The sequence below is a fragment of the Streptomyces sp. HUAS ZL42 genome (assembly GCF_040782645.1).
Lineage (GTDB): Bacteria > Actinomycetota > Actinomycetes > Streptomycetales > Streptomycetaceae > Streptomyces.
In genome coordinates, this window is the sequence record NZ_CP160403.1 from 8,406,620 (window position 1) to 8,432,881 (window position 26,262).

General features: G+C 70.2%; 34 protein-coding genes and 2 pseudogenes. 21 read left to right on the top strand and 15 right to left on the bottom strand.

The window, feature by feature from the left end:
- Window positions 1-237 precede the first annotated feature (237 nt).
- Window positions 238-999 carry a GntR family transcriptional regulator gene (locus ABZO29_RS38320; protein WP_367324784.1) on the top strand — a complete coding sequence of 254 codons (762 nt, stop codon included), beginning with the start codon at window positions 238-240 and terminating at the stop codon, window positions 997-999.
- 272 nt (window positions 1,000-1,271) lie between these two features.
- Here the strand turns inward: ABZO29_RS38320 and ABZO29_RS38325 are convergent, their stop codons facing one another.
- Together ABZO29_RS38325 and ABZO29_RS38330 are read right to left on the bottom strand one after the other, a co-directional pair.
- Window positions 1,272-2,429: an ROK family transcriptional regulator gene (locus tag ABZO29_RS38325; protein WP_367324785.1), complete on the bottom strand. Its 1,158-nt coding sequence runs from the start codon at window positions 2,427-2,429 to the stop codon at window positions 1,272-1,274.
- Between the two features lie 101 nt (window positions 2,430-2,530).
- A pseudogene (locus tag ABZO29_RS38330) lies at window positions 2,531-2,995 on the bottom strand (DNA-binding response regulator); the annotation flags it as partial.
- Between ABZO29_RS38330 and ABZO29_RS38335 the strand changes: the two are divergent.
- From ABZO29_RS38335 to ABZO29_RS38345, 3 genes and pseudogenes are all read left to right on the top strand, one after another.
- Window positions 2,946-3,700: pseudogene (locus tag ABZO29_RS38335) on the top strand (ATP-binding cassette domain-containing protein); the annotation flags it as partial. The pseudogenes ABZO29_RS38330 and ABZO29_RS38335 sit on opposite strands and share 50 nt — an antisense overlap.
- 2 nt (window positions 3,701-3,702) lie before the next feature.
- A complete protein-coding gene (locus ABZO29_RS38340; protein ID WP_367324786.1) occupies window positions 3,703-4,257 on the top strand; it encodes an ABC transporter permease in 555 nt (184 codons plus the stop codon).
- A 57-nt stretch (window positions 4,258-4,314) separates the two neighbouring features.
- Window positions 4,315-4,758, top strand: a complete 444-nt coding sequence (locus tag ABZO29_RS38345; RefSeq protein ID WP_367324787.1) for a hypothetical protein — start codon at window positions 4,315-4,317, stop codon at window positions 4,756-4,758.
- A gap of 4 nt (window positions 4,759-4,762) precedes the next feature.
- Here ABZO29_RS38345 and mug read toward each other — a convergent pair whose 3' ends face one another.
- From mug to ABZO29_RS38360, 3 genes are all read right to left on the bottom strand, one after another.
- The gene (mug, locus tag ABZO29_RS38350) at window positions 4,763-5,308 is read right to left on the bottom strand and encodes a G/U mismatch-specific DNA glycosylase (RefSeq protein ID WP_367326355.1); all 546 of its coding nucleotides are present in this window, start codon (window positions 5,306-5,308) and stop codon (window positions 4,763-4,765) included.
- Window positions 5,305-6,747 carry an adenylosuccinate lyase gene (gene purB / locus ABZO29_RS38355; RefSeq protein ID WP_367324788.1) on the bottom strand — a complete coding sequence of 481 codons (1,443 nt, stop codon included), beginning with the start codon at window positions 6,745-6,747 and terminating at the stop codon, window positions 5,305-5,307. The genes mug and purB overlap by 4 nt, the downstream gene beginning before the upstream one ends.
- A 128-nt stretch (window positions 6,748-6,875) precedes the next feature.
- The gene (locus ABZO29_RS38360) at window positions 6,876-7,088 is read right to left on the bottom strand and encodes a hypothetical protein (RefSeq protein ID WP_367324789.1); all 213 of its coding nucleotides are present in this window, start codon (window positions 7,086-7,088) and stop codon (window positions 6,876-6,878) included.
- Window positions 7,089-7,296: 208 nt separating this feature from the next.
- Here ABZO29_RS38360 and ABZO29_RS38365 point away from each other — a divergent pair, with 208 nt between their 5' ends.
- The 15 genes from ABZO29_RS38365 (at window position 7,297) to ABZO29_RS38435 (ending at window position 16,930) form a co-directional block, all read left to right on the top strand.
- Window positions 7,297-7,779, top strand: coding sequence for a hypothetical protein (locus ABZO29_RS38365; RefSeq protein ID WP_367324790.1), 483 nt, complete (start codon window positions 7,297-7,299; stop codon window positions 7,777-7,779).
- 14 nt (window positions 7,780-7,793) lie between these two features.
- Window positions 7,794-8,516 carry a hypothetical protein gene (locus tag ABZO29_RS38370; protein ID WP_367324791.1) on the top strand — a complete coding sequence of 241 codons (723 nt, stop codon included), beginning with the start codon at window positions 7,794-7,796 and terminating at the stop codon, window positions 8,514-8,516.
- Window positions 8,509-9,018, top strand: coding sequence for a hypothetical protein (locus ABZO29_RS38375; RefSeq protein ID WP_367324792.1), 510 nt, complete (start codon window positions 8,509-8,511; stop codon window positions 9,016-9,018). The genes ABZO29_RS38370 and ABZO29_RS38375 overlap by 8 nt, the downstream gene beginning before the upstream one ends.
- Window positions 9,015-9,743 (top strand): hypothetical protein, encoded by a 729-nt coding sequence (locus tag ABZO29_RS38380; protein WP_367324793.1) that lies wholly within the window; start codon window positions 9,015-9,017, stop codon window positions 9,741-9,743. Before ABZO29_RS38375 ends, ABZO29_RS38380 begins: the two co-directional genes overlap by 4 nt.
- Window positions 9,740-9,940, top strand: a complete 201-nt coding sequence (locus tag ABZO29_RS38385; protein WP_367324794.1) for a hypothetical protein — start codon at window positions 9,740-9,742, stop codon at window positions 9,938-9,940. Before ABZO29_RS38380 ends, ABZO29_RS38385 begins: the two co-directional genes overlap by 4 nt.
- Window positions 9,937-10,740 (top strand): hypothetical protein, encoded by an 804-nt coding sequence (locus ABZO29_RS38390; RefSeq protein WP_367324795.1) that lies wholly within the window; start codon window positions 9,937-9,939, stop codon window positions 10,738-10,740. The genes ABZO29_RS38385 and ABZO29_RS38390 overlap by 4 nt, the downstream gene beginning before the upstream one ends.
- Entirely contained in the window at window positions 10,737-10,910 is a 174-nt protein-coding gene (locus ABZO29_RS38395) for a hypothetical protein (RefSeq protein ID WP_367324796.1), read from the top strand. Before ABZO29_RS38390 ends, ABZO29_RS38395 begins: the two co-directional genes overlap by 4 nt.
- Window positions 10,907-11,338, top strand: coding sequence for a hypothetical protein (locus ABZO29_RS38400; protein ID WP_367324797.1), 432 nt, complete (start codon window positions 10,907-10,909; stop codon window positions 11,336-11,338). The genes ABZO29_RS38395 and ABZO29_RS38400 overlap by 4 nt, the downstream gene beginning before the upstream one ends.
- A gap of 23 nt (window positions 11,339-11,361) precedes the next feature.
- Window positions 11,362-11,562, top strand: a complete 201-nt coding sequence (locus tag ABZO29_RS38405; protein ID WP_367324798.1) for a hypothetical protein — start codon at window positions 11,362-11,364, stop codon at window positions 11,560-11,562.
- Window positions 11,563-11,574: 12 nt separating this feature from the next.
- On the top strand, window positions 11,575-11,910 hold the full coding sequence (locus ABZO29_RS38410) for a DUF6257 family protein (RefSeq protein ID WP_367324799.1): 336 nt from the start codon (window positions 11,575-11,577) through the stop codon (window positions 11,908-11,910).
- An 86-nt stretch (window positions 11,911-11,996) separates the two neighbouring features.
- On the top strand, window positions 11,997-14,093 hold the full coding sequence (locus ABZO29_RS38415) for an FtsK/SpoIIIE domain-containing protein (protein ID WP_367324800.1): 2,097 nt from the start codon (window positions 11,997-11,999) through the stop codon (window positions 14,091-14,093).
- A 160-nt stretch (window positions 14,094-14,253) separates the two neighbouring features.
- Window positions 14,254-14,877 (top strand): DUF5753 domain-containing protein, encoded by a 624-nt coding sequence (locus ABZO29_RS38420; RefSeq protein WP_367324801.1) that lies wholly within the window; start codon window positions 14,254-14,256, stop codon window positions 14,875-14,877.
- Window positions 14,850-15,044, top strand: coding sequence for a DUF397 domain-containing protein (locus ABZO29_RS38425; RefSeq protein WP_367324802.1), 195 nt, complete (start codon window positions 14,850-14,852; stop codon window positions 15,042-15,044). The genes ABZO29_RS38420 and ABZO29_RS38425 overlap by 28 nt, the downstream gene beginning before the upstream one ends.
- A gap of 132 nt (window positions 15,045-15,176) precedes the next feature.
- Window positions 15,177-16,430 (top strand): helix-turn-helix domain-containing protein, encoded by a 1,254-nt coding sequence (locus ABZO29_RS38430; protein WP_367324803.1) that lies wholly within the window; start codon window positions 15,177-15,179, stop codon window positions 16,428-16,430.
- 107 nt (window positions 16,431-16,537) lie between these two features.
- Window positions 16,538-16,930, top strand: coding sequence for a DUF6415 family natural product biosynthesis protein (locus ABZO29_RS38435; RefSeq protein WP_367324804.1), 393 nt, complete (start codon window positions 16,538-16,540; stop codon window positions 16,928-16,930).
- Between the two features lie 32 nt (window positions 16,931-16,962).
- Here ABZO29_RS38435 and ABZO29_RS38440 read toward each other — a convergent pair whose 3' ends face one another.
- The 3 genes from ABZO29_RS38440 to ABZO29_RS38450 are packed head-to-tail and all read right to left on the bottom strand — an operon-like array spanning window position 16,963 to window position 22,013.
- Complete coding sequence (locus ABZO29_RS38440; protein ID WP_367324805.1) at window positions 16,963-17,493, bottom strand: hypothetical protein; 531 nt, start codon at window positions 17,491-17,493, stop codon at window positions 16,963-16,965.
- Window positions 17,494-17,511: 18 nt separating this feature from the next.
- Window positions 17,512-21,783 carry a hypothetical protein gene (locus tag ABZO29_RS38445; protein ID WP_367324806.1) on the bottom strand — a complete coding sequence of 1,424 codons (4,272 nt, stop codon included), beginning with the start codon at window positions 21,781-21,783 and terminating at the stop codon, window positions 17,512-17,514.
- Entirely contained in the window at window positions 21,783-22,013 is a 231-nt protein-coding gene (locus ABZO29_RS38450; RefSeq protein WP_367324807.1) for a helix-turn-helix domain-containing protein, read from the bottom strand. Before ABZO29_RS38450 ends, ABZO29_RS38445 begins: the two co-directional genes overlap by 1 nt.
- 281 nt (window positions 22,014-22,294) lie before the next feature.
- Between ABZO29_RS38450 and ABZO29_RS38455 the strand changes: the two genes are divergently transcribed.
- A complete protein-coding gene (locus tag ABZO29_RS38455; RefSeq protein WP_367326356.1) occupies window positions 22,295-22,543 on the top strand; it encodes a helix-turn-helix domain-containing protein in 249 nt (82 codons plus the stop codon).
- Here ABZO29_RS38455 and ABZO29_RS38460 read toward each other — a convergent pair.
- Window positions 22,485-23,207, bottom strand: coding sequence for a recombinase family protein (locus ABZO29_RS38460; RefSeq protein ID WP_367324808.1), 723 nt, complete (start codon window positions 23,205-23,207; stop codon window positions 22,485-22,487). The two genes, ABZO29_RS38455 and ABZO29_RS38460, sit on opposite strands and share 59 nt — an antisense overlap.
- A 96-nt stretch (window positions 23,208-23,303) precedes the next feature.
- Here ABZO29_RS38460 and ABZO29_RS38465 point away from each other — a divergent pair, with 96 nt between their 5' ends.
- Window positions 23,304-23,672: a hypothetical protein gene (locus ABZO29_RS38465; protein ID WP_367324809.1), complete on the top strand. Its 369-nt coding sequence runs from the start codon at window positions 23,304-23,306 to the stop codon at window positions 23,670-23,672.
- 307 nt (window positions 23,673-23,979) lie between these two features.
- Here the strand turns inward: ABZO29_RS38465 and ABZO29_RS38470 are convergent, their stop codons facing one another.
- The 6 genes from ABZO29_RS38470 to ABZO29_RS38495 are packed head-to-tail and all read right to left on the bottom strand — an operon-like array spanning window position 23,980 to window position 26,236.
- Complete coding sequence (locus ABZO29_RS38470) at window positions 23,980-24,237, bottom strand: hypothetical protein (RefSeq protein ID WP_367324810.1); 258 nt, start codon at window positions 24,235-24,237, stop codon at window positions 23,980-23,982.
- Window positions 24,230-24,502 (bottom strand): hypothetical protein, encoded by a 273-nt coding sequence (locus tag ABZO29_RS38475; protein WP_367324811.1) that lies wholly within the window; start codon window positions 24,500-24,502, stop codon window positions 24,230-24,232. The genes ABZO29_RS38470 and ABZO29_RS38475 overlap by 8 nt, the downstream gene beginning before the upstream one ends.
- Window positions 24,499-24,978 (bottom strand): hypothetical protein, encoded by a 480-nt coding sequence (locus tag ABZO29_RS38480; protein ID WP_367324812.1) that lies wholly within the window; start codon window positions 24,976-24,978, stop codon window positions 24,499-24,501. Before ABZO29_RS38480 ends, ABZO29_RS38475 begins: the two co-directional genes overlap by 4 nt.
- Before the next feature lie 53 nt (window positions 24,979-25,031).
- Window positions 25,032-25,511, bottom strand: coding sequence for a hypothetical protein (locus ABZO29_RS38485; RefSeq protein WP_367324813.1), 480 nt, complete (start codon window positions 25,509-25,511; stop codon window positions 25,032-25,034).
- Between the two features lie 12 nt (window positions 25,512-25,523).
- On the bottom strand, window positions 25,524-25,736 hold the full coding sequence (locus ABZO29_RS38490) for a hypothetical protein (protein WP_367324814.1): 213 nt from the start codon (window positions 25,734-25,736) through the stop codon (window positions 25,524-25,526).
- Window positions 25,733-26,236: a hypothetical protein gene (locus tag ABZO29_RS38495; RefSeq protein WP_367324815.1), complete on the bottom strand. Its 504-nt coding sequence runs from the start codon at window positions 26,234-26,236 to the stop codon at window positions 25,733-25,735. Before ABZO29_RS38495 ends, ABZO29_RS38490 begins: the two co-directional genes overlap by 4 nt.
- Window positions 26,237-26,262 lie beyond the last annotated feature (26 nt).

The window sequence follows — 26,262 nt, forward strand, 5'->3', positions numbered from 1 at the left end:
GCCCGGACGCGGCCGGACGTGTCGGTGCCCGAGAACGTTGCCGGCATGTCACGAATGCCGGGCTGTACGAACGTCCCGTGAACGCTTCGCCGCGCAGCGCCGGAGCGCCTCGCAAGGGATCGAGGATTGGTCTTGACCAAGGGTGGGGGCCGTCCTATGGTCGCAGATAAGTGCAACAACCTTTAATAAACAAGGGCGCTAAAACGCCGCCGGACCACGGCGATTGCGGAGGACAGGGTGGGGACCACGCAACTGGAAACGGTGCCGGAACCGAAGTACTGGCACCTCAGGACCGTGCTCAGCGAGGCATTGGACTCCGAGTTCTCGGTGGGGGAGATCCTGCCCAACGAACGCGACCTCGCCGCCCGCTTCGGCGTCGCCCGCGCCACGCTCCGCCAGGCCCTGGAGCAGCTCGAGCTGGAAGGCAGGCTGCAGCGCCGCCGCGGCGTGGGTACGACCGTCGCCCCGCCGCGCATGGGCGTGGCCGTCGGTACGGAGCAGCACACCTGGCCGGGGGCGGCCGATGACGCCTGGCAGCCCGTCGACTGCACCACGGCGGTGCCGCCCGCGGCCGTCGCCGACGCCCTGGAGACCGGCCGCGACGAGCCGGTGCACATCCTGCGCCGCTCCCGTGTGACGCACGGCCAGCCGGTCGCCGCGGAACTGCTCTACGTCCCCCGGTCGTCGGTGCCCGACCTCTCCGCCATCGACGCTCCGTCCGGGGCTGCACGCGCGCGTGCCGTGCTGCGCGAGCTGCACCGGCTGGCGCTCGAGGGCCAGGACCGCGCCGTGGAGCTCGGCTCGGCCCGCGCGGACGACGCCAAGGAACTCGACCGGCTGCCCGGGGCGCCCGTCCTCGTCGTCACGACACGCTTCTTCGCCGAGGCGCGCACAGCGGCGCTCTCGGTCGCCACGTACCGCGCGGACACCTGCCGGCTGACCTTCGCCGACTCGGGCGGCGTGGAGATCCACCACAGTCCGGAGCGCCAGGCCTCCTGAACATCACTCGCGTCGCGCCCCGGAACCACTCCGGGGCGCGCCTTGTTGTGACCACGGTCCCGGCCCCGGCCCCGGCCACGGCCCCGGCTCCGGCCCGGCTCCGGCCCCGGTCCCGGTCACGGGTGCGGGTGCGGCCACGGCCCCGGTCCCGGGCGCGGGTGCGGCCACGGCCCCGGTCACGGGCGCGGGTGCGGGTGCGGGTGCGGGTGCGGCCCCGGCCCCGGTCACGGCCCCGGCCACGGGCGCGGCCCCGGCCCCGGTCCCGGGCGCGGTCAGCGCCGCGCCGTCACCGTGCCCTCCACCGCGAACAGCTGCTCCTCGACATGGTCGAGGGCGAGCCGAAGGGCGCCCATCGCCACGGCCGCCTCACCGAGCAGTGACAGGGTCACCCTCGGCGGCCGCAGGCAGTACCGCGCGAGTTCGTCCCGCAGCGGTTCCAGCACACCGTCCAGGCCGGCGGCCCAGCCACCGATGACGACGAGTTCCGGGTCGAGGGCCAGCACGAGCGCCGCGACGTCGTGGACGAGGCGCTGGTTGAAGCGGTCGACGGCCGCCCGCGCGCGCTGGTCCCCCTCGCGGGCCCGTGCGAAGACATGGGCGACCGCCTGCTCGTCCAGCGGATGCAGCGGCTCGTCCGTCGTGGACAGCAGCGTCTCCGGAGTCACCTCGCGGCCCAGCAGGTGCAGCGCGCCGATCTCGCCGGCCGCCCCGCCGTACCCCCGGTGCAGCCGCCCGCCGATGAGCGAACCGGCACCCGGGCTCAGCCCCGCCAGCACGAACACGATGTCGTCGGACTCGGTCGCGGAGCCCTTCCAGTGCTCGGCGACCGCCGCGGCGTTGGCGTCGTTCTCGACCAGGACCGGGCACTTGAAGGAGCGGCTCAGCCGTTCGCCGAGACGCAGGCCCGTCCACTGCGGCAGCGCCGTGCTCAGCCGCACGGTGCCGTCCGCCTCGACGATCCCCGGCGTGGCCACCCCCACCGCCCGCAGCGAGCCGCGCGCGACCCCGGCCCGGCGAAGCAGTTCGGCGACCGCGGTGCGCAGCCGCTCCAGGCGCTCGTCCGCCGCAGCCGTCTCGTCGACGTCCTTGGCCTGCGCGCCGAGCACCCGGCCGTCCAGGTCGGCGAGGAGCGCGGCGACCCGGTGCGGCCCGATCTCCAGACCCAGTAGATGCCCTGCCTCCGCGCGGAACCTGAAACGCCGCGCGGGCCGCCCCTGCCGCCGGACGACGCTCTCGTCGGCGGCCTTCTCGACGACGAGACCCGCCTCGATGAGGTCCTCGACGACTCCCTCGACGGTCGGCCGGGACAGCCCGGTCACCCGGGTGATCTCCGTCAGCGTCGCGCAGTCCACGGCACGCAGTGCGTGCAGCACCACCGCGGAATTGATCCTTCGCAGCAGCGAGGGATCGCCGCCGGTCAGCCGCCCCAAGGTCCGTCCTCCCAGCTTGTGCGCATTGTGGGGCGGATCGTACTCGGCACGGCGGAACCCGGCGAGAGCCGCCCCCGCCGACCACCTGCGGCCGCGCCGGATCAGCCCGGTGCCACGAACCCCGACTCGTACGCTGTGATCACCGCCTGGGTGCGGTCTCGGGCCCCCAGCTTCGCCAGCACGGCGCTGACGTGCGACTTCACCGTCTCCGTGCCGACGACCAGCCGGGCGGCGATCTCCGCGTTCGACAGCCCGCGGGCCATCAGCCGCAGCACCTCGGCCTCCCGCTCGGTCAGCCGGGCGCGCTCCAGCACGTCCCGGGCCGCCCGGTTCCCTCCGCCGTCGCCGTACTCGGCGGCGAGCCGCCGCACCGACGCGGGAAACAGCAGCGACTCGCCCTCGGCGACCAGCCGCACGGCATGCACGATCTCGGCAGTCCGGGCCCGCTTCAGCAGGAACCCGTCGGCACCGGCGCGCAGCGCCTCGTACACGTACTCGCCGTTCTCGAAGGTCGTCACCACAGGCACCGCCACGCTCGGCGGCCGCTCCTGCACCACGCTCCGCGAACCCCTGCGCCACGTGGGCGCCCTCCTCGAGGCTCAGGCCGCGCACGGCTCCCGCACCGGGCGGGACCACCTGCGCGCCCTGGCCGTGAGCAACCGCATCCCCGACAGCAGGGTCGACGAGGTGCTGGAGGAGACCGGGATCGCACCGGTGGCGGGCCGGCGGGTGAAGACGTACTCCCTGGGCATGCGCCAACGGCTGGCCATCGCGGGCGCCCTGCTCGGTGACCCCGAGGTCATCATGCTCGACGAGCCCTCGAACGGCCTCGATCCCGAAGGCATTGTCTGGGCCCGGGGTTGATGCGCCGGCTCGCGGGGGAGGGACGCACAACCCTGGTCTCCAGCCACCTCATGAGCGAGACGGCGTCCTTCGCGGACCACCTCGTCGTCCTCGGACGTGGCCGCCTGCTAACCGACACCCCGATGCGGGACTTCATCCACGCGCGCGTGCAACCACGCGTACGGATCCGCACGACGGACGCCGCCGCTCTCGAGAACGTCCTCGCCCGGCACGGTCTCGACGCCGACCGGCACGACGCGGGGTGCTGGACCGTGCACCACGCGCGCGTGGAGGACGTGGGTCGGCTCGCTTCCGGCGCCGGCCTCTCGATTCTCGAACTGGCCGCGGAGGAGGGCACCTTGGAGCAGGCCTACCTCGATCTGACGGCCGCCGAAGCCGAGTTCACCGCACCGCCGCGGCAGGCCTGACCATGGCATTCGCACCCGTTCTCCACTCCGAGTGGATCAAGATCCGTACTCCGCGTTCGCAGCTCGGCAGCCTCTGCGCGGTCCTCCTCGCCACCGTGGCCTTCTCCGCGCTCGCCGGACTCGACACCGACGGCGACGACTTCGACCCGCTGTTCGCCGTCTTCTCCGGCGTCATCTTCGGGCAGATCGCCGCGATCGCGTTCGGCACGACGGCCGTGTCGAGCGAGTTCCAGGCAGGCGCACTGCGGCTGTCGCTGGCGGCGGTGCCCGACCGGGGGCGGTGGTTCACGGCCGAGGTGACCGCGATCGGGGTGCCCGTCCTGGCCGTGGGACTGGTCACCGGGCCGGTGAGCCTGGCGGTGGGCAGAGCGGTCCTCGGCGCCGACGCCGACGGGCTGGGCAACCTCGCCGACTTCCTGCCCGACCGGGCCGGCCAAGTGGCGCTCCACGCAACCTGGGAGGGCAGCCTGGGGCCGTGGACGGGACTTGGGGTGTGCGCCCTGTGGGCGGCGGCCCTGCTGGCGGGAGCGCGGCGCTTGAGCCGCAGGGACGCCTGATCCCACCAGGTCACTGACGCCCCGCCACTTGTCAGTGGCGGCCGCTTTACTGGAGTCATGGACATCGCGCACTGCCTCGCCACGATCGATCTGCTGTGCACCCGGGAGTTTCCGACGGAGCACGGCAGGACGGACGTCGGCGAGGCAGGTCCCGGCTATTTCACAGCCGAATTACAGACCAGCGGCGAGTTCTGGGACGACGACGGGTCGGAGCGCGAGGAGACGGCGGCGCAGTACGAGTACGACAGGGACGGCCTGTCCGAGCGGCTGGCCGAGCGCTGGGGGCCGCCGGACAGGTTCAGCCTGGCGAGTGTTCTCGACCGGTTCATGGAGGGCGAAGACATACCCGCGCCGTGGGGGACTCTGAGCGGTCACGTTCCGAATCTGTACCTGTGGCAGCCACCCCGGGTGGAGCGCTACGTCGCCCTGGGCGTCTCCCAGTGGGACAAGGAACTCCCCTTCCAGCTCCTCGCGATCGTGACGGAGGTGGACCCACCCTGACCCGCTAACCCTCCGCCGCCTCCCGCAGCAGCGCGAACTCCTCCGCCATCGTGGGGGCCGTCCAATGCGCGTTCAGCCCGCTCGGATTCGGCAGCACCCACACACGCGTGTCCCCGATCACCCGCTCCTGCGGGCCCACCCGGGCCTTGCGGTCGTCGAAAGCGGCCCGGTACGCGGTGACGCCCACGACCGCCAGCCACCGCGGCCGCAGCCGTGCCACCTTCAGCGCCAGCAGCCGCCCGCCCTCCCGGTACTCCTCCGCGGTCAGCTCGTCCGCCCGAGCCGTCGCCCGCTCCACCACGTTCGTGATCCCGAGGCCGTACGACAGCAACTCCCGCTGCTCCGACGGCCGCATGAGCCTCGGCGTGAACCCGGACAGATGCAGCACCGGCCAGAACCGGTTGCCGGGGCGGGCGAAGTGATGGCCCGTGGCGGCCGTCATGAGCCCAGGGTTGATACCGCAGAACAGCACACGGAGGCCGTCCGCGACGACGTCCGGTACGAGACGGTCGCGGGCGGCCTCCAACTCCTGAGCGGTGAAGCGCGTCAGAGGATCGCTCCGGGGTGGTAGCCCGCGGCCTCGGGGTGCTGCTTGACGATCTCCTCGACACGGCCCACGACAACGCCCACCTGGGCGGCCGCCGCACCCGTGAAGGACAGCTTGTCGGCCATCAGCGCATCCAGCTGCGCACGGTCGAGCGGGATGCGCTCGTCGGCGGCCAGCTTGTCGAGGAGCTCGTTGCGCTCGGCGCCCTGCTCGCGCATCGCGAGGGCGGAGGCGACGGCGTTCTCCTTGATCGCCTCGTGCGCGACCTCGCGGCCGACACCCGCGCGCACGGCGCCCATCAGCACCTTGGTGGTGGCGAGGAACGGCAGATAGCGGTCCAGCTCACGGGCGACGACGGCCGGGAAGGCACCGAACTCGTCGAGCACGGTCAGGAAGGTCTCCAGCAGGCCGTCCAGGGCGAAGAACGCATCCGGGAGGGCCACCCGTCGCACCACCGAGCAGGACACGTCACCCTCGTTCCACTGGTCGCCCGCCAGCTCGCCGGTCATCGAGGCGTAGCCGCGAAGGATGACCATGAGGCCGTTGACGCGCTCGCAGGAGCGGGTGTTCATCTTGTGCGGCATGGCGGAGGAGCCGACCTGGCCCGGCTTGAAGCCCTCGGTCACCAGCTCGTGCCCGGCCATCAGCCGGATCGTCTTCGCCAGGGACGACGGTGCGCCGGCCAGCTGCACGAGCGCGGTCACGACCTCGTAGTCCAGCGAGCGCGGGTAGACCTGGCCGACCGAGGTGAACGCCTGCGAGAAGCCGAGATGCCGGGCGATCCGGCCCTCCAGCTCCGCGAGCTTCGAGGCGTCCCCGCCGAGCAGGTCCAGCATGTCCTGGGCCGTGCCCACCGGTCCCTTGATGCCGCGCAGCGGATAGCGGCCGAGCAGTTCCTCGACCCGGCCGTACGCCACGAGCAGCTCGTCGGCGGCCGTCGCGAAACGCTTTCCGAGCGTCGTGGCCTGCGCGGCCACGTTGTGCGAGCGGCCGGCCATGACCAGCTCGCCGTACTCGCCCGCGAGCTTGCCGAGCCGCGCCAGCACGGCCACCGTACGATCGCGCATCAGCTCGAGCGAGAGGCGGATCTGCAGCTGCTCGACGTTCTCCGTGAGGTCGCGGGACGTCATGCCCTTGTGCACCTGCTCATGCCCGGCGAGGTCGTTGAACTCCTCGATCCGCGCCTTCACGTCGTGCCGCGTGACCTTCTCGCGCTCGGCGATGGAGGCCAGATCGACCTGGTCGAGGACGCGCTCGTAGTCGGCGAGCGCCTGGTCCGGCACCTCGATCCCGAGGTCCTTCTGGGCCCGCAGCACGGCGAGCCAGAGCTGACGCTCGAGCTTCACCTTGTGCTCGGGGGACCAGAGCGTGGCGAGCTCGGCGGAGGCGTAGCGTCCGGCGAGGACGTTCGGGATGCGGGGCTTGGCGGGCGCAGAAGTCACGTAGACGGAGTTTACCTGGGGTCCAGAGGGGCTCCGGAACGTCCATGCACTCCAGAGCGCCCAGGTCACGGACGCTCTGGACAGGGGCGTTCTGTGAGCCCGTGAGATGAGTGTGAGACGGCCGGCCGTCAGGACTCGGCGGGCGGCTCGGACTCGCCGGCCAGCACGATGCGCCGTACCTGCTGGCGGGTGTACCCGGTCGCCTCACAGATGTCCTTCTGGGGCACGCCGTCAGCGTCCGCTTGCCGGATCGCAACAGCCAGCTCCTGCCGCAGGATCTCGGCCCGCGTCTCCGCATCTCTGAACCGCGAGGCCATCTGCGTCAGTGATCGCTTATCCATGGCACATAGTGTTCCATCTGTCGTCATGGAACCTGATGTTACTCATGCGGGACTTGAATGCCTAGGTCTATGCCCCTTGACTATGGAACACGATGTTCCCTAGAGTGGAGGTGTCGGAGGGCGAAGAGCCCTTCAACGCAAGCGGCCCCCGCCGGTGTGTCACCACCGAGCGAGGGCCTACGGAACACCTGCCTGAACAGGAGAACCGATGCTCAACCTTCTCATGAGCCCCCGCCGGTCCCGCACTCTTCGCGGCATGCTCGGCGCGCTCGTCGAGACGGCCGCCGACGCCGTCCGTTCCCTCGCTCCCGCCGAGCCGGCGGCCGAGACCGTCGAGGCCCCCGACCCGGCCGGCCTGTACGAGCCGGACGAGATGCCCGACACCGAGACCATCGAGGCTGCCGCCCGCGAGTACGAGCGTGCCGCCGACCAGGCCCGGCGTGCCGACCGCGGCAAGCGTGCCGCCCGCAAGGTCCTCGACCGTCTGCCCGCCGGCCTGTACGGCACGTGGCGGGTCTTCCGCACCCCGTCGTCCCGTCAGACGCCGGACCTTGCCGCCATCACCGCCACCTACAAGCGGCTCGGCCTCGGCCCGGTGCCGATGAAGCCGTGCGCGCCGTCGCTGAAGGTCGAGCGCGTCGACTCCGCCTCCGAGCCCACCGTCGTCGAGTCCGCGGCCGTCGCCGCCTGAACGGGGAGCTGAACATGAGCAACAAGACCATCACCGCCACGTCCGAGACGGCCCTCGACCAAGCGCCGGCCACCGACCCGCGCACCATCACGTACCCGCTCAAGGGTGGCGGCTCGCTCACCACCGCATGCCCGTCGTGGTGCACGGCGGACCACTCCGATGACGTGGCCCGCGGCATCAACCCCGACGACCTGATGCACCAGGGCGACGCGGTCAGCCTCGGCTACAACACCGAGGGCGTCGAGGTGAGCATCCTGCAGGCGCGCATCGAGCAGTGGCCGTTCTCCGGCGACCCGTCGGATGCCTCGCCGCACGTCGAGCTCACCCCGGAGGGCAGCACCGCGACGAGCGTGTACTGCTTCAACCGGCTGCAGTTGGACGACGAGATCCGCAAGGTGCGTGCCCACCTGCAGGCGCTGATCGAGCTGGGTGACCAGCTGGCCGAGGCGCAGGCCGATGAGCACGCCCGCCAGGTCAAGGGTGACGGCGACGCGTGGATGACGCTCGCCCGCACCGATTTGCAGGCCCTGCCCGTCAGCTACTTGCTGCGGACGTTCGGCGTGACGGTCGTTGAGACGGAGGACACCGGTCGCAAGGCCGTGGTCGCCCTGTACGGGGAGCCGGGCGCGATGGAGCTCCGGGTGAAGCCGGACGTCAAGCAGTACCTGCGGGAGGACCAGGCGCGCCGCCAGCTCCTCGACTGGTACGACGCCACGTGGAGCGCCCGCCGTGACTGATGACAACTTGCGGCAGCCCCACACGGGGGCTGCCGCCCGTCCTGTGGCGGCTCAGCTGCGCGAGCCGAGCGACCTTGAGGTTGCTATCGGCGTCGCTCAGCAGCTCCTCGACAGCGCCCAGGTGCTCTCCCTGCGGGAGGCCCTGCGGCTCCTCCTGCGCGCCCTCGACGCCGAACCTGAAACTGCCGACAGCGGCAAGATCACGCGCTGCCCGGCCGCGCACCCCGACGACCCCACCCCGTGCGACGGCCGGCCTGTGGTGACCGTGCTGGATGCGCAGAACGCCGGCGCGGACGGCTGCGAGCACCACGGCGCCCGGCTGCTGGCGAGCCTTGAGGGCGGCCGGGTGTACGCCCTGCCAGATGCTCCGGAGGGTGCGGCGATCCGCGTGTTCACGGTCGCCGACTCGGTCCGCCCGTTCCCGTGGCTGACGGACGCGCCGCGCACGAAGGCGTCGCAACTGTCCCGCGAAGAGTTCCGGCGCGGGGGTGACCGAGCATGACCGCCCACCTGCCCGTGTACGGGCCGACAGTCCCGCTCGGCGACGAGGAGCACGAGCCCGACGTGATCGTGCGCGTGGATTTCCTGATGTCGCGTGAGCAGTTGACGATGGCGCTGGGGATCGCCTGGGCGGAGATTGCCGAGGAGGGTCGCGGCCCCGAAGCGTTGAGCGTCCGCGAGGTGCGGCACGAGGTCGAGGCCTTCCTGTCTGTGCAGGCGTTCCACGAGCTTGACGTGCAGATGGAGCGGGACCGTCTCCGTACCTGGCCGCCTGAGCAGCAGGCCGTGATGCAGCTGCTCGCCGATGCCGTCGGCCGCGCCTACCCCCAGCGTCGCGAGCCCGAGCCGCGCCCCGTGCAGGCGCCGGTGTACGGGGACGGCACGGTGCAGCTGCTCACCCTCGACCACGGCGAGATCCTCGTCGACGAGCCGGCCTGGTGTGTCGGCCACGACGGCGAGCAGGTCGTGCAGCGCGCAGACATCGTCCACAAGGGCCGCCCGATCGCCGCCGAGCACGAGGGCGTCGAGTTCCTGAAGGCCCGCATCAGCTGGGGCCCGTTCGGCGAGCTGCAGCCGGAGCCGTACCCGGTCGCGGACGTCGAGGAGTTCCACGCCATGGACGGCGCCCAGCTGCGGGAGCTCGCCGCCGAGACCGCCCTGCACGCCGGCCGCCTCTACACGCTGGCCAACCAGCTGGACCGCCTGCAGCGGGAGGGCCAGTCGTGAAGAAGAAGTGGCCGGTCCCGAGGCCGACGGAGCACGCCGCCCTGCGCGCGGTGTGCCGGTCGGCCCGGCCCCTCCCGCCTGTCCCCGCCTTGATGGCCGCGCTGCTCGACGCCTACGAGCGCCGCGACCTCGAGGGCGCCTGCCTTACCGCGCATCGTGTGGTGCGCGCCGCCGCCCCGGAGGTCGGCGAGACATGAAACCCGACTACCTGAAGTGGGGCGCCCTCGTCGCCGCCCTCGTCGCCACCGCCTCAGCCGAGTACGAACTCGCCCGCGCCGTCGGCTTCAACACGTTCGTGGCGGCCGCCGTCCCCGGCGCCCTCGACCTGTACACGGTGAGGGCGCTCCGTGCCCGCCGCGAGGTGCTCGCCGCGGTCGCCGCGATGATCGGAGTCAACGCCGCCAGCCATCTGGTGACGGCCGGCCTGGTCGCCGTGAACGTGCCCCTCGTCGTCGCCGTCTCCGCCATCGCCCCGCTCGTGCTGTGGCGCGTCCACTCCCTCAGCACCGGTCACGACGAGCCCGTATCAGTTCCTGATAGCGCCCCGGAGATGACCGCTCCGGTGACCGTGAAGCGCGTCGCCGACGACCAGCCGAAGGCACTCCCGAAGCCACCCGAGGTGGTGCCGACCGGTGCCCGGATGCTGCCGCTCGTCGCCCGGCCCGAGCCGGTCGAGGTGACCACCGTGGAGCCCGCGCAGGTGGTCATCCCGGCGGTTCCCGCGCTGGAGTCGGGAACGTTCTGGGACGCGCACAAGGGCTCTGATCTCTACACCAAGCTGACCGCTTCGGTACCGGCCGTACAGGCCCGCCAGGTGGTCACCCAGGTCATCACGCTCACACCGTCCGAGCTGCGGCGAGAAGGCCGCCGCCTGCACCGTGAGGCGGTCAGGTCGACTCGGCGGCCGGTGACCATCCAGACCCTTCAGGCGGAGCTCGGCCTGTCCCGCCGGGACGCGACCGAGCTGCGCCGCGAGATCGTGGAGGGCCGGTCATGAGGTGGATCCTGCTGGGCGCCCTGCTCGCCCTCCTGCTGCTGTACCCGTCCCTGCTGACGGTCGTCGTCACCATCGCCGCCGCGATCTTGTCCAAGCCCGTCCTCGTCGCCTTCGGTCTCGGCCTTGCGGCCGGCGCCAAGGCGCCCCGGCTGCCGAGGTGGGTGCGATGAGCGACGAACTCTCGGGCCTGCCTGAGCAGTACCGCCGGTACGCCAACGCGCCCGGCGACGAGGTGGCCGCCCACCACCGGCCGCCGAACGTCCTGTACGACTCGCAGGGCCGCCCGGTGCACTTCACCATCGGCCAGCCCCTGCAGCCCCCGCCTGTCGTCGTGCAGCTGCCGGATCGTGGCCTGTCGCCGGAGATGCAACGGCTGATCATCATCACGTTTCTGGTGCTGGCCGTGGTCGTCGTGTGCACGGCCGCCGTGTGCGCCGTCGTCGTCATCGTCGGCGGAACGCTCATGGGGATCATCGGCACCGTCACCGCCAACCTCCCGATGGTCGGCCTCTCCTTGGCGGGTGTGCTGCTCGCCGCCGGCTGGGCCGCCTCGAAGATCCGGCCCGCAGTCAAAACCACCCGCAGGAAGGGCCGCTGACGGCCCGCGACCAGGGAGAACCCATGCGCTACCGCACCCAGCTCGGCTACCGCGTCAAGGTCGACCCCGGCCTCTTCAAGGCCTACATCTCCTGCTCCGGCTGCGACCGCGGCTGGAAGGTCAAGAACGAGGACGCCGACCGCGAGGCCAACCGGCACGCCAACTCCTGCCGCCGCGAACCCCGCCGTGGCAACAGCCCCAACGCGGGCGTCATCGGCCGCTGACCAGGAGGAACCATGCCCAGCTCATACACCACAGGCGAAAAGCTGCGCCTGGCCTGGCTCGTCGCGAGGGCGGCGAAGCAGTCGATGGCCGGTGACCGCAATGTGGACACCATCGATCCGAGGATCAAGGCGGAGGCGGACCGCATCGAGAAGCGGGCCGCCGAACGTGGCGAACGTGAGGTCAAGGCGCTGCGCACCCAGCTGGAGGAGGCCCGCAACGCTGCCGCCTCCGCCAAGGTCAGGATGCGTGCCAGCAGCGGCAGGGAGCGCTCCGCCGCCCGCCAGCAGATGAACGAGCACGAGCAGACCGCCCGCCGCCTGCAGCGGCAGCTCAACGGCTACCGGTAGCAACACCCCGGGGACGGCGCACCACGACCAAGCAGCCGCCGCCCCCGGGCCTCCCCGCCCCTCGCAAGGAGCAAGGAAGCATCAGCATGACGAACAACGTCGTCCAACTCCACAAGGTCACTCCCGAAGCCGTAGCCGACGGGCCGACCGAGACCATCATCGACGTCATCGAGAACGCCAAGCCCCGCCCCGTAGACGACCCGAAGGCGACGGCCGCGGAAGGCACTTGGCTGGCGGAGAAGCAGGCGTATCTCGCCGAGGCGCCGCCGGTTGTCCCCACGTTCCTGCGCAACGCCGCCGAGTTCCTCGACGCCACCCGCTGGACCGTCTCCTACTACGCCCACTGCACCGCCTTCCACACCCTGCGCGCGCCTGTCTATCTCGCACGTCTGCTGCTGCGCTCCCCGCGCGGTGCAGGCCGGCTCATCGTCCGGTGGGTCAAGTGGGTCGCCGACACCGAGGCCCGGCCGGTCGAGGCCAAGGCTGCCGCTACGGCGGACATCGAGGCGTGGCTCGACCTGTCCCGGGAGCACTCCCGCCGCGTCCGCCCGCGCCGTATCGCCTCTCTCGCCGTTGCCACGGCCACGGGCATCACCACCCTGACCAGTTGTTTTCTGGTGCCTGGTTGGACGCTCGCTGCGGCCGTTGCCGCTACTGCGCTGGTCGGCCTGGCCGGTAAGAAGGGCGACAAGCCGCTCATCACCCGCTACGTGGCCACCAACGTGCTGCGTCGCCTCGACTCGACCGAGGTGTTCGATGCTCTCGCCGCGATCGGTATCGAGGGAAAGAAGGGCAAGCGGGGGGTGGAGTTCGCCTCGGAAGTGATGCGCGACGGCCCTGGCTGGCGTGCCGAGGTCGACCTCCCGCCGGGCATCAAGGCCACCGCCGTCCTGGAGAAGCGGGAGGAACTGGCCGCTGCTATGCGCCGCCCCATCTCCACGGTGTGGCCCGAGGGCGACCGCACTGCCCACCCGGGCCGTCTGGTGCTGTGGGTCGCCCAGCGCGACCCCGCAAAGGCCGGCCGGAAGCTGTGGCCGCTCATGAAGGAAGGCCAGGCCGACGTGTACGAGCCGCTCCCCTTCGGGTTCGACCCGCGCGGCAACCTCATCGAGATCACCCTCATGTACTCCAACCTGCTGGTCGGAGGCATCCCCGGATCCGGAAAGACCTCCTGCGCGCTCGCCGTCGTCCTCGGTGTCGCTCTCGACCCCACCGCCGAACTGTGGATCTACGAGCTGAAGGGCTCCGGTGACCTCGACTCCGTCAAGCCGATCTGTCACCGCTATGTGTCCGGTGACGAGGACGAAGACCTTGAGGCCGCCCTCGGCGGGATGCGTTCCGGGATTGCCGAGTACCAGCGCCGTGCCAAGTTCATCAAGTCCCTGCCCGCCTCCGAGGTCCCCGAGGGCCGCAAGGTCACCCGGGCTATCGCCGAGAAGTACCCCGAGATGGACCTTGGCCCGCGCGTCATCGTCATCGACGAGGTGCAGGAGTTGTTCACCCACGATGACTACAAGGACGAGGCCGCAGCCCTGGCCACGCGCCTGATCAAGAAGGCCCGCGCTTACGGCATCATCCTGATCCTGCTTACCCAGAACCCGGACGCTCCGTCCCTGCCCACCTCGGTGTCCAGCTCGGTCGGTACCCGCCTGTGCCTGGCTGTCATGGACTGGCGGGCCAACAACAACGTGCTCGGCACCGGCGCCTACGACCGCGGCCTGCGCGCCACTGACATCAGCATCGACGAGCAGGGAACCGGCATCCTCGCCCGCGGCCGTGAAGGGTTCACCGTCCGGGCCGCGTTCATCAAGCAGACCGAAGCCGAGGACATCGCTAAGCGGGCCCTGGCGCTGCGCACGGCGGCCGGCACCCTGTCCGGTCAGTCCGTCGGCGCCTCGGTCGAGGAGCAGGACGTCGAGACCGTCGTCGACCACCTGCGCGCCATCTGGCCGGACGGGGTTGAGGCGGTGCACTCGCACCGGCTTGTCGACGCCCTCGCCCGCTTCCGTGCGGACCTGTACAAGCCGTGGCTGGAGATGGACGCCGCAGCCGCCTCGACGGCGCTGAGCGCTGCGCTGAAGCCGTTCAAGGTGTCCACCCGGCAGCTCACCATCCGCGACTGCTGCGGCGGCGCCAAGGGCCTGCGCTGGGCCGATCTGCCCGCCTCCGAGGACGGCGAGTAGAGGGCTGCAGACCGGTTTCGGGGAGGGGCGATGGTTTCACCCCGCCCCGAAACCGGTTTCGCCCCTGATATCACCGCTGACCTGCGAAGTTTCGGGTTTCGGCCTGTTGCGCCGGACCCCCGAATCAGGCCTGACGCCACCTTCAGAGAGAGGACCCACATTGAAATCAGCATGGCTCGACCCGGCGGAGAGTCTGGGCGAGCACATCGCGCGCCTGCAGGCCGTCGAGGCCGACACCGACACCGTGCAGACCTGGGAGCCGATGTTGATCCCCGGCCTGCTACAGGGCTACGGCTACGCCGCGGCGGCCATCCACGCCTGCAGTCCCGCCCTACCGCTTGAGGTGGTCGACGAACGCGCCCACGCGCGCCGGCAGCGCATCGATCGACTCGGCCGGCCCGGCGCCCGCAGTATCACGGCCGTCGTCGACGAGAGCGCCCTGTATCGGCCTGTGGGCGGATACGCAGCGCTCGTCGAGCAGTTGGAACACTTGCTTGCCCTCGCGGCGCTACAGCCGTGCTTGGAACTCCGTGTGCTGCCGCAGGGGCTTGAGGCTCACCCTGGTCTCGCCGGGCCGTTCACGATGTACCGGGCGGGCCGGCAGCGGGCCGTACTGACCGAGGCGTTGACGGGCTCGACCATCAGCACCCGTCCCGAGGACGTCGCCGCCTACAGTGCGGCATGGGATCGCCTCCAAGGCCTGGCGCTGCCGGCCCGGGAGTCGGTCGAGCTCATTGACGGAATACGGGAGACGCTGTGCCGAAGGCTGCAGAAGAGCCGCTGATCTGGAAGACGTCGACGTACACGAACTCCGGGTCGTGCGTGGAGTGGGCGCGCCCCGCTACGGGGGTCCTGGTACGGGACACGAAGGCCCGCGAGTGCGGCACCGTACCCGTCTCTGCGCCTGCCTGGCAGGGCTTCGTCGACTGGGCGAAGCAGCAGGCCACCTGACCATGCGAAAGGCCCCCCACCTCGGTCCTCGAGGTTGGGGGCCTTTTCGTATTTGTGGGGCCCATCACACGAGAAGGGCCTCGCCCCATACCCTGAAAAGTGCGACCTGTTCAGGAGAAGGGGCAAGGCCTGATGACTCACGATGCTACCCCGGACCCGTTCGCCGAGCCGATGGCGTTCGGGCAGAGAATGCAGATCCTGCGCCAGCGGCGCGGCATGAGCCGCACGGTCCTGGCCGGCTTCCTCGGCAAGTCCCCCTCGTGGGTGAAGCAGGTCGAGGGCGGACAGATTCAGGTGCCGAAACTCCCCATGATCCTGCGCATTGCGGAGACCCTCCGCGTCCGTGACCTCGCCGACCTCACCGGCGACCAGTCCATGCACGTCGACCTGTTCATCGGCCCCCGGCACCCGTGCCTGCCCGCCGTGCGCGCGGCCGTCGACGCCTTCCCCCTCACCACCGCCGACCGTGAGGCGCCCTCGACAGAGCACCTGCGGCATCGCCTCGCCGGCGCGTGGGCGGCACGCCACTCGGCACCCAACCATCGCGAGGTCGTGGGCGGACTGCTGCCGGACCTGATCCGGGATGCCCAACTCGCCGTCCGCCAGGCCGACACCGGCGCCGAGCGGCGTGCGGCACAAGCCGTGCTGTCGGAGGTGTACAGCCTCAGCCAGTTCTTTGTCGCCTACCAGCCCGACAGTGCGCTGTTGTGGCGTGTCGCCGAGCGCGGCATGGTCGCCGCCCAGGAGTCGGAGGATCCGCACGCCATCGGCGTAGCAGCTTGGCTGACCACGCAAGCCCACAGGGACGGCGGGCCAGCCCACTTCGACGCGGCCGACACCGTGACTGCCCAGGCGCTGCGCTTCCTCGAGCCGCATTTGCCCGACGGTGAGGAGAGGGTGCGTGCCATCGCGGGCGCCCTGCAGTTCGAGGCCGGCTACACGGCAGCCCGACGCGGCGACAACGGCACGGCGTGGGGCTGGTGGGACAAGGCGGAGAGGACGGCCCGCCAGCTGCCCGCCGACTATTTCCACCCGGTGACGTCGTTCTCCCGGGCCATCATGGGCGCCCACGCGGTCACGGTTGCCGTCGAGCTGCGGGCCGGCGGCGAGTCGGTACGGCAGGCAGCCAGGGCTGACGCAGTGACGATCCCGTCGAGGCCGCGCCGGGCGCGGCACCGCATCGAGGAGGCCCGCGGCTACCAGCTCGACAATCAGCCTGATGTGGCCCTGGCGACGCTGGCGAAGGCGCACGAGGCCGCGCCGGAGACGATCCGCTACAACGGGTACGCCCGGCGGATCGTGCTGGAGGAGACCGAGGCGAAGCAGCCGGAGCGCAGGCGCCGTGCTTCGGAACTCGCGGTGCAGCTGGGATTGTTGGCCGCGTAACCGGCTGTCGAACGTGTGAGCGAGGGGCAGGATTCCTGCCCCTTCTCTGCTTCCGCCGCTCTTACGGTCAGTGACATAACGATCACGGATGTCGCTGGAGCGTGCATATGGCCAGGCAGCAGATCACCCAGGACCCGCAGGCATCCGCCGCGCTCCCGCCAGACCTCGCCACCATGCGCGCCACCGTGCTCCGCCTCCTCGACCCAGACGGCGTACCCGAGGCGCTCCCCCCAGCCGGCGATGAACTGGACACCCTCACCGCGGCTCTACGCGGCCACGTGGAACTCCTCGCCCCCGAGGTGGAGCAGGCGGCCAGGCGGCTGAAGCCGGGCAGCGTGCACCGCTACACGGTGCTGGAGTGCGTGTGGGAGGCGCGCAGCAGGCTGGAGGCCGAACCCTGCCGCAGGTACGGCGGAGCAGTTGGCTACGCCCGCCGGCTCGCCCGCGTCCTCAACGCCCTCATCGACCACTACGAGCAGCTCGCCTGCGGGCAACGCTGAACAAGCCGGTGGGTGCATCTCGGCCGGGGCTCTCAATTGCCCAGCTGCGGCGGCCACCCCGGTACGGGGATCTGCTCACTGACGAAGTTCAGCAGCCGCCAACCGGGGCCCTCGTCGTACTGCATCAGCAACGGCACCGACACGTACTGCTCGCCAGGCTGGATCACACCACCGGGAGGTATCGGCAGGAGACGCACGAGCATGACGTCGGGGGCGATGAAGTCGGGGTTCACCTTCACACCCCACGTCTCCCGATCCACGGGCAGCGTGGCGCCCTGCTGGGCCTGCGTGCGGGCGAACGGCCGCCACAGGTCATGCTCGACCTCGTCCGCGGCAAACGCCTCGACAACCTCGTCAGGGTCGTAGCCGTCCGCGCGGGCCTGGCCGAGGAGCGGCATCAGCCACGCCTGCGCCCAACAACGGCGCAGCGTCGGATGCGTGGCCCGCCAGGCGGCCCGCATGTCGTGGTCCACCCAGAACGCCCCCGCGAACGCCCACGCGGCCTGCATGACCGGGGCCTGCGCCGCAAGAACCTCGGCCTCGTCTTCCTGCTCAGGATCCATCCAGTCGATTCTCCACGGTCACGCCCGCCCGCGGTCGTAGTTGCGCAGCGCCTCGGCGGTGTAGCGGGCCATATCGTTGGCGAACCTTCGGGCCTCCGCTGGGGAAGGGACCGTCGTGCTGTGCACGGTCATGTTGACCGTGACGCTCGCCCCATTGCCGCCCTGGCGAACCAACTGCTCGAAGAGAGCGTTCTGCTGCGGGGTGAGGATCCGCTCGGGCTTCTGAGTGTCGTTGACGACCATCGTCGCACCCTTGGCGAGCAGCCCACCCGAGTCGAACTTCGCGGCGGGCGCGAAGCCCCACCGCGAGGTGAACAGCGAATCGCTGTAGCCGCGGGCCCGCTTCCCGACGATGACGCCGTCCCCGCCGCGGGATTCGACGTTCACGCCCCCGATGGTGCCCGCGGTGTGGCCGACGCCCGCATTGGTGATGCCGATCATGAACGGGGAGTTCAAGTTGCGTACCCAGCCGGACGTGCCCGGAGGGAATGCGCCCGTCGCCCACCTGCGGTGCGGGCGCTCGCCACGGATCACCGACTCAATAGCGGAGAGGAACCCGCTGCAGTCCCACGACGGGTTCCCGTTACCGGCCCATTGATACGGCTTGCCGTTCTGCGTCTTCGCCCAGGCGAGCGCCTTCTGTACCGCAGGCCCGCCCACCGCCTTCTTGTCCTCGTTCGTGAACCAGCCGAGCATCCCGTCAACGGCCTTATTCGCCATGCCCTTCAGCAGGGAGCCGACGCCGCCGCCAGGAATGCGGTCGATGAGCGGGCGGACAAGAGCACTCAAAGCCTTCATCGCCGCAGCCTTCAACCCGCCAACAACCAAGTCTTTCGCCCACGACGCGGCAGAGCTGACCGCACCCCCGATCGCCGACGTGACGGTGCCGACGATGCCGCCGTCTGCGAAGCCCTGCACCGGCTGATGACGCCGCCGCTCCTGCTGGCTGGTGGGATTACCGCCCGTGTGGGTGGGCCGGTCCTTGCCCAGCATCGCGTCAATCGCCCTGTGCCCGCCGAGCCGGTCAACCTGCGCATTCGACAGGATCCGCTCGCCCGGCGCCAGCATCGCCGGCACGGTGTCCTTGTTGCTGCGCTTACCCGGGACAACACCACCTTCGGAGAACCCGAGGGCAATCGCCGGGAGCACGATCTTTGAGGAGATCTTGCCTGCGATGGTGTTCCACATTTTGCGCAGGCCGTTGTTGTACACGTTCGAGATGACCCACTTCACAGGGCCGGAGAAGCGGGACTGGATGCCCGCCCACAGATTGCCGGATCCGTCGCGCAGGCTTTTGACGGCGTTCAGCATCCACGTCTTGAACTCGCCGATCTTCCCGCGCAGCGTGGTCAGCGTGCCGGTGAGGCGGTCGCGGGCACTGTTCCACATGCCCGACCAGGCGTTCGAGAACGATGTCCGCAGCCCGGACACCCAGTTCACAATCGACGTTTTCGCGTTCGACAGTGATGTCCTGAGCCCCGACCAGAAGCTGTTCCAGCGGTCGCTGGCGGCCTTCCACAGCTTGTTCCACTGATCAACGACCCAGGTGCGGATCGTGTTGAAGATCTCCCGCGTGCGTGTCCACAACTGCGTGAACCAGCCGATGATGGCGTTCACGAGGTCGGGGATGATGCTGTGCCCGACGACCTTGTCGTACATCCACTGGAACTTCTCCACCACCCAGTTCACGGAATCCGTCAGCGTGTCCGTGAACGTGGTCAGCCAGCCGATGACGGTGGTCAGGACGGGCACCATGTCGCTGACCGCGCGGGCGAACACACTGGTCATCAGCTGCGCCAGCCTGACGATCAGGGGCATGAGCGGGGTGAGCACCTGTACGCCAAGGTTGATCAGCGACAGGGCAAGCTGGGTGAGCGGCGGCAGCAGCGGAAGAATCGCCTGGTACATCTGCGAGAACAGCGGCGCGATCTGCGCGAACAGCCGCCCGAACATCTGCACCGCCGGCACCAGGGCGGCAACGATCGGGGCGAGCGCGCTACCGAGGGCGCCGACCATGAGCGTCAGGTTGTCCGCGGCCACCTTGAAGATCGGGCCGAGCGCCTTGAGGATCGCTCCGATCAGGTCGCCGAGCGGCTTCAGCAGCGGCGTGATCCCCTTGACGACACCGACCAGGGCATCCGCGATATCGACGACGATCGGCATGAGGCCCTGCACGACAGGCATCAACGCCTTGCCCAGGGTCTGCAGCAGATCGGCCGCGACGGGCCCGAACCTTTCGGCGATCTGCTGCACGAACGGGGCCAGCGTCTCCAGCAGCGGTAGCGCCGCCTGAATGGCTGCACCGAGCGTTCCGGCGACGAGCTTGGCGATGGCGTTGACGGCCTTGAAGATGCTCGTCAAAGCCTGCTGTACCTCGGGCATGGCGGTGATTCGCCGCAGCTCCTTGAAGACGGCGCCGAGCCCGCCGAGGGCGTCCCCGCCAGCCGCACCGGCGGCCTTCATGATGTTGCCGAGGGTGCCGAAGATGTCGCCGACCAGCCGCCCGAACTGCTTGGCGATGTCGAGGGCCTGGTCGATGACCTTCTCTAGGTGGCCGCTCTTGAACGCCTGGTCGAGTTGCTTACTGATCCGGTCGGCGAACCCGCCGGCCGCGGTGTTGATCCGCTTGAACGCCGGGCTTGCGGCGACCGACACCTGCGTGAGGCCCTTGATGAACTGGCCCGGAATCTTCGCGAGAGGCTTGAGCCCCTCGTTGAGCCCGTCGAACATCTGCTTGAGCATGCCGGTCTTGCCCAGCTCGGTGACCGTGCCCGCAGCGTTCTTGGCCATCAGGTTGAGCACGCTCGCCGTACCGGTGAGGCCCGCGCGCAGGGACGGCAGGATGGCCGAGGACATCGTCGTGAACGTCTGCCCGAGCCCCTTGAACAGGGTGTTCTGCACATCGAGCTTCAGGGCACGCCAGGCGCCCGCCTGGGCGAGTACGGCGCCCACGAACTCGCGAGCGTTCGGGGCGAGACGGGCCATCGCGTCGGCGAGCTTGTTCGTCGCCGCAGCGCCCGACGTTTGGGCGTCCGTCAGACTGCGGGCCGCATCCGCCACCGCGTCCTGAGCATCCCGGATCCGCTGCAACCCCTGCTCGGCTGTGCGGGCCTGCTCGATCTGCGCATCCTTCAACGCGCGCGTCTTGTCCGTCACCGCCTGGTTGGCGTCGGCGATCTTCTGCTTGGCGTCCGTGACCGTCTTCGACCCTTCGACGCCGGCCTTGTTCGCGTCGGCGGCCTGCTGCTGAAGTCGGGCGGTCTCGGTCTGCTGCTCCTCCAGCGCCTGCACCGCACGGTCGTACTGCAGCTGCGCCTTGTCGAACGCCTCCTGCCCGGCCTTGCCGCCCCTCACCTTCACGGCGGCGAGCTCCTGCTCGGCGTCCTGCAGGTCCAAGACTTTCTGCCGCTGGTCCAACTGGGCGTCGGCGAGCCGGGCGTTGAGGTCCTCGAGTTCCTCCTTGGCCTCCTTTCGGGCCGCCGTCAGATCCCGCTGCGCCTGCCGTGCGGCGCGCTGCGCGTCGGCCAGGTCGCGCTCCGCCTGCGCGGTCTGCTGCGCCGCCCTACGGTTGGCGTCGGCGACATCCAGGGTCGTGGACTTCAGCGAGCGCTGGGCGCGCTCCAGAGACCTTTGCGCATTCTCGACACGCCGCGTCGCCGACTCCGCCGCCGCCCCCGACGTGACCGCCGGCGCGAATGCCGCCTTGAACGCGTCCCCGATCCCGCTCGTGCCGACCTTGACCGCGGCAAACGCGGTCGCCAGCGAAAGCACCGCGGGAGCCGCGACCGCAGCAGCGGGGCCCATGGCGGCGATCGACTGCGCGAGGGACGCCACGGTCGGGAGCGCGCCAACGGCGAGCGCCACCAGGCGGGCCACGGACGCCGACAGGATGCCGACCCCGCCCGCACCTCCCCCGCCGATGCTGGACAGCCGCGACAGGGCCGACTGGTCGAGGTCGACGCGAACGTTCAGGCGGCGGTCACGGGTGAGCGCGTCGATCCGCGTGGCGGCGGTACGGGTGTCCGCATCCGCGGTGATCCGCGCGGTGCGAGCCCGCGTCAACAGGGCCAGGTCATCCGCAGCAGCGCGGGTGTCAGCGTCCGCGGTGATCCGCACTGTGCGGTCCCGGGCGAATCGCGTCAGCTGCGCGAGGGCCGCCCGGTCGTCGAGCTGCAGGTCAACCTTGACCGCGAAGCGCCGCGACTGCAGGCGGGCCATGCTGCGGTTGAACGAGGTCTCATCCGCAGTGACCTCAACGAAACCCTCGGCGATGCGGAAGGCGCCGGCCATCAGGCGGCCACCCGGTTCGGCTCGTCGACGTCGACGAGCAGCAGGTCGAGGTGGACGCTGAGCGCGTCAGCAAGCCCTGCGGCGACAGTGAGGGGCGGCTGTACCGCGCCGACCTCGTAGGCGAGGACGCTCGAGGTGGAACGGCCGACCCGGGCCGCGAGCTGGGCGGCCGTGATGCCGGCGAGACGGCGCTGATCGCGCAAGCGCGGGCCGCAGAAGGCGAGTGCCACAGGAGATCCCAGGAGAGCAGCAACAGATGGCGTGCCCTACCTGGGCGGACTGTGAGCGTCCCGCTCGAGCGTTGCGGACTGCCCTGCCCGCCGATCCTGTGGGCGTCCCGCCCCGTACCTGCCGCTATCCGTGCCCGGCTGATCTCAGTCTAGCTGCGGCCAACCCTCTGAAGCCATGGATCCGAAGGTGACAATGAGGTGAGACCTTCGATTCGTTTCCTGTGGGAGTGGTGATGACACTGATCCGGGAGAGGCGTACACCACCCGAGGCGCTAGGGCCCATGCTGCGCGCCGCACGCGAGCGGGCAGGCCTCGGGGTGCGGGAGACGGCGCGCGGGGCGGGGCTGTCCAGCAGCTACGTGACGTACCTCGAGGCCGGGGCACGCTGCCCTTCCCGCACCGTGGCGCAGCGCCTGGCGGACGTCCTCAGCCTCAACGAGCAGGAGCGGTCGCAGCTGTACGCCGCAGCCGTCACCGACGCGGGGCGGGATCATCCATGGCGCGCTGCGCGACGGCCCGAACCGACATAGCCGACCACCGCTCAGCCCGGCGCGGCTTGAGACCCTCGGCGTCGAGTGCGGCGGCGATGGCCCGGTAGGACTCGCCAGCGGTGCGCAACTCCGCGATACGGGCAACGGCTACTTGCTCGTCGGGGCGGGGTGCCTCGTCGCGTTCACGTCCCTTGCCCTGCCCCTGGTAGCCGTAGGCGTAGGAGCCGACGCTCTTGCGGCCGGTCTTCGCTTTCGCGGTGCGGCCGTCCTTCAGTCGCTTGACGACGATCCGGCGGTCGAGTTCGGCGAAGACGCCGACAACTTGGCGTAGCGCGGTGCGCATCGGGTCGTCGGGGTCGTCCTGCAGGATCTCCCCGGAGTCCGCGGCGAACACCCGGCCGCCGGCCCGCCAGACAACGGCGAGCGTCGCCTCCTGGACGGTGAGGGCGCGGGCGAGGCGATCGAGCTTCGGCACGAGTAGCCCCTCGGCTTCGCCCTCCTGTACGGCGAGTAGCGCGGCAGACAGGCCGGGGCGGTCGACGGCATCCTTCGCCCCGGACACACCCTCGTCTTCCTCGATGCGGATCAGCTTGTGCCCGTTGCTCTTGGCCCAGTTGCGGAGCGATGCGTCTTGGATCGTCAGGCCGAATCCGTCGGTCACTTGCCCGACTCCGGAGACCCGTTTGTAGCCGATGAGTCGCACGACCCCGCCCCCTTGCGTAAGAGATTCCCCGGAATAGTTTACATCGCAGGTGACAGCGTTTCAGGGTGTACGCCTAGGTGGACATAGTCTCGAGCCATGGAACCCATGGAATTCGGCGACGTGATGAAGCGCGTTGTGGGCGTGCTGACCCGAGCGCAAGAGGATCTGCGCGGCATGGAAGCAACGGAAGTTGATGAATCCGACATAATCGGCCAACTGCTGACGGAGTGCCTGCCGCCGATCCAGATCGACCAGACGTGGACCGATGAGCAGTTCTCCGTCGAGTTGAACCGGCAGCTCAACGTGCCCCTTCAGCGCCTTGCCGCGGCCTTCGCCTCAGCGTTTCTCCAACTCGCCGAGTATCACGACTCAGGTCAGACCGACGTGTCGTCGGCTGATGTACTCCGGGAACTTGCCCTCAGATCGGAGGAACAGACAGACGGCGATGGGGGCGAGCAGCCGTAGTCGTATGACCACGGTTGAGCCTTGTCTCCGTCAGGCTGACGGAGGCAACCGTGACCGTGTCAGTCACACCTGCATTGCCCTCTGCACAACGCAGGGGCCGAGACTGTCAGGCCGACAGTCTGTTGAGGGGGACACCGTGTCCTTCACAGACCGACAGGCTGTCCGTCTGTCGTCTGCGACTCCGGCCGCCGGAGCCGCAACCGTGGGCCTGTCCCCACAGTTGTTGCCGTCTGAGCAACGGCTGCCCAGACACGACTGCGCCCGACCCGTCATCAGTAGTGACAGGCCGGGCACAGGCGCCGGTCGATCAGGCAGCAGGCGGGGTCTCATCGTCGCCGTGGCCGAGCCGCTCGAGGAGACGCTGCTCCCATTCGGACCGCGGGCGCTGCGCGGCCCTGCGCACCTCCGCCACCGTCTCCGGGTCGGCCTCCTTACCGCCCGCCCGGTCGGCCGCCAGCCGCGCCCACGCCGGCGCCGAACGGCCAGCCCGAGGCTCACCCTTGGCTGCCCTGGTGTCTCCGGCCACACGGGCGGCCAGCCGCTCCGCCCACGATCCGTCAGTCATCCTCGTCCTCCTCATCATTGAGCCGCTCCACCGCAGCGGCAATCACAGCGTTCCTGCGTTCCTCCGGGCTCGCACCGGCCGGAACCTGCACCCGCACCACGCGCGGCCGTCCCCTGCGCTCCCAGCGGGCGCGAGTCGCCCGCAGGCGGGACACCAGAGCAGTCACGTCCCGGCCCGCCACCTTCCCGGCTTCGAGCGCGATCTCCTCAAGCTCGGAGAGCCGGGCAATTGCCGCCTCCCGCTCCGCCTCCAAATCGAAGGTCACTTGTCCTCCCATGGGGACGGCCCGCGCTCGGTGAGCAAGGCCGCCTCGACGGCCGCGTTCTTTGCCTTCGCCTCGCTGATGAGCTGCTGCAGTTCGATGTCCTGCTGGGTCAGCTCGTGAGTCTCTACGGTGGCCTCGATGCGCTGCGGCATGTCGAGGCCGAGCAGCTTTGAGCGGCGCTCACTGATCCGGATTGCTACGCCGATGGCCTTGTCGTCACCCTTGTCGATCCGCGGCTTCAACTTCTCGAGGTAGGTGTCGAGTCGCTGGCATTCGATCGCGCGCAGCTGCTCGGCCTTCGGGTTGACCTCAAGCGCGATGGCGTCCTCGACACGGGCGTACACGGTCGACAGGGCGATCCCCGTGATGTCCGCGATGGCGCGGAAGGATTTGCCCTCGAGGCGGAGCTGCAGGCACTGCGCCTGCTCGGCGGCGATCTTGGCGTTGTTGGGGTGGGTCTGGGGGACGTTGCCCACGTTCGACCTCCATGTGTTCAGGGCCGGGCCCACGACAGACCCGGCCGGTTGGGTCAGTCGACGGCGTCGGGCAGCTGGCCGAGGACTTCACGGATCTCGCTGACGCAGAGCATTGCGCGCTGCTTGCCCTTCGAGCGGCCCGCGGCGTCGCCCTCGATGTTCAGCACGCGCCGACCCGGGCGAGCCGTGGCCGTGGCGTACAGGCCCGCCGCCGCGGCGGCTGAGCGCATCTCCTGCTCGGCCGTGGCCAGGGCGGTGCGGGCGGCCTCGACGTGGGAGAAGTAGGCGCCGCTGGCGGAGTCCCGCAGCTGCTGGTTGCTGCGGGCGGTGGCGGCCTCGAGGGCGCCCAGGGCTTCGACGGCCGCGGTGTGTGCCTTCTCGGCGGGCTCGGTGAGTTCGTGGCGCTCCTGGATGGGTGCGGTGTCGAGGGCGCGGCGGGCCTCAACGGCGGCCTGGCTGGCTTGGGTGTAGGCGTCGAGGAGGTTGGCAAGGCTGGGGGGGAGGTGGTCGGCGCGCAGGGTGATGGCGGGCATGAGGTTCTCCGTTCAGTGGGCGCCGGATGCGGCGAGGGTGGTGTTGTCGGGGTCGTAGGTGGGGGCGAGTTGCTGGCCGAGGCGGGCGAGCTTGGCGCGGTGCCGGGCGATGAGGCCGGCGGCGCGGCGGGCGGCGAACTCTTCCCGTTCCTTGCGCTTGCGTTCCGCCTCCGCCCGGGCACGGGCGATGCGCTCGGCTATCGCCCGCTCGACGTGGGAGGTCACTGCGCCTCCCGCGTCGTCGACTGCGAGTCAGGGTCGCTGTAGGCCGCGTAGATAACGGCCGTCTGGTCCGCGAGCTCGGCGAGGAGGCGGTACACGGGGCCCAGGCGGTAGTCCGGTACACGCACGCGGGGCGCGTTGTTGTTCACGAAGAGCCAGTCGGTGACGAGGCTGAGCAGTCTCTCGGGACCCCACGGCAAAGCGTCTGGCATTTCGCCAGCGTCGATCAGGTCAAGCCACTGGCGCAGGTCGCTCGCCATGACGAGCAGGCCGGTGTTCTCGCAGCCCCAGCAGGGGCAGGTGTCGTCTCCGTCGCGGTGCCGCACGTCGTGCGTCTGGCATTCGGCGCTGTCGCATTCGAGGGCCTGGCGGATGCCGTCCTCAATGTCGTCGAACTGATGGTCGAGCATGTGGCGGACGAGCGGAAAGGCGTCATTCCAGAGTGCGGCGATGCCGAGCGCGGTCGGCTCGTCGACGTTGGCGATCTCCTTCGGGGCGAGCATGAGGAGCCTCCTTGAGTGATGGCATT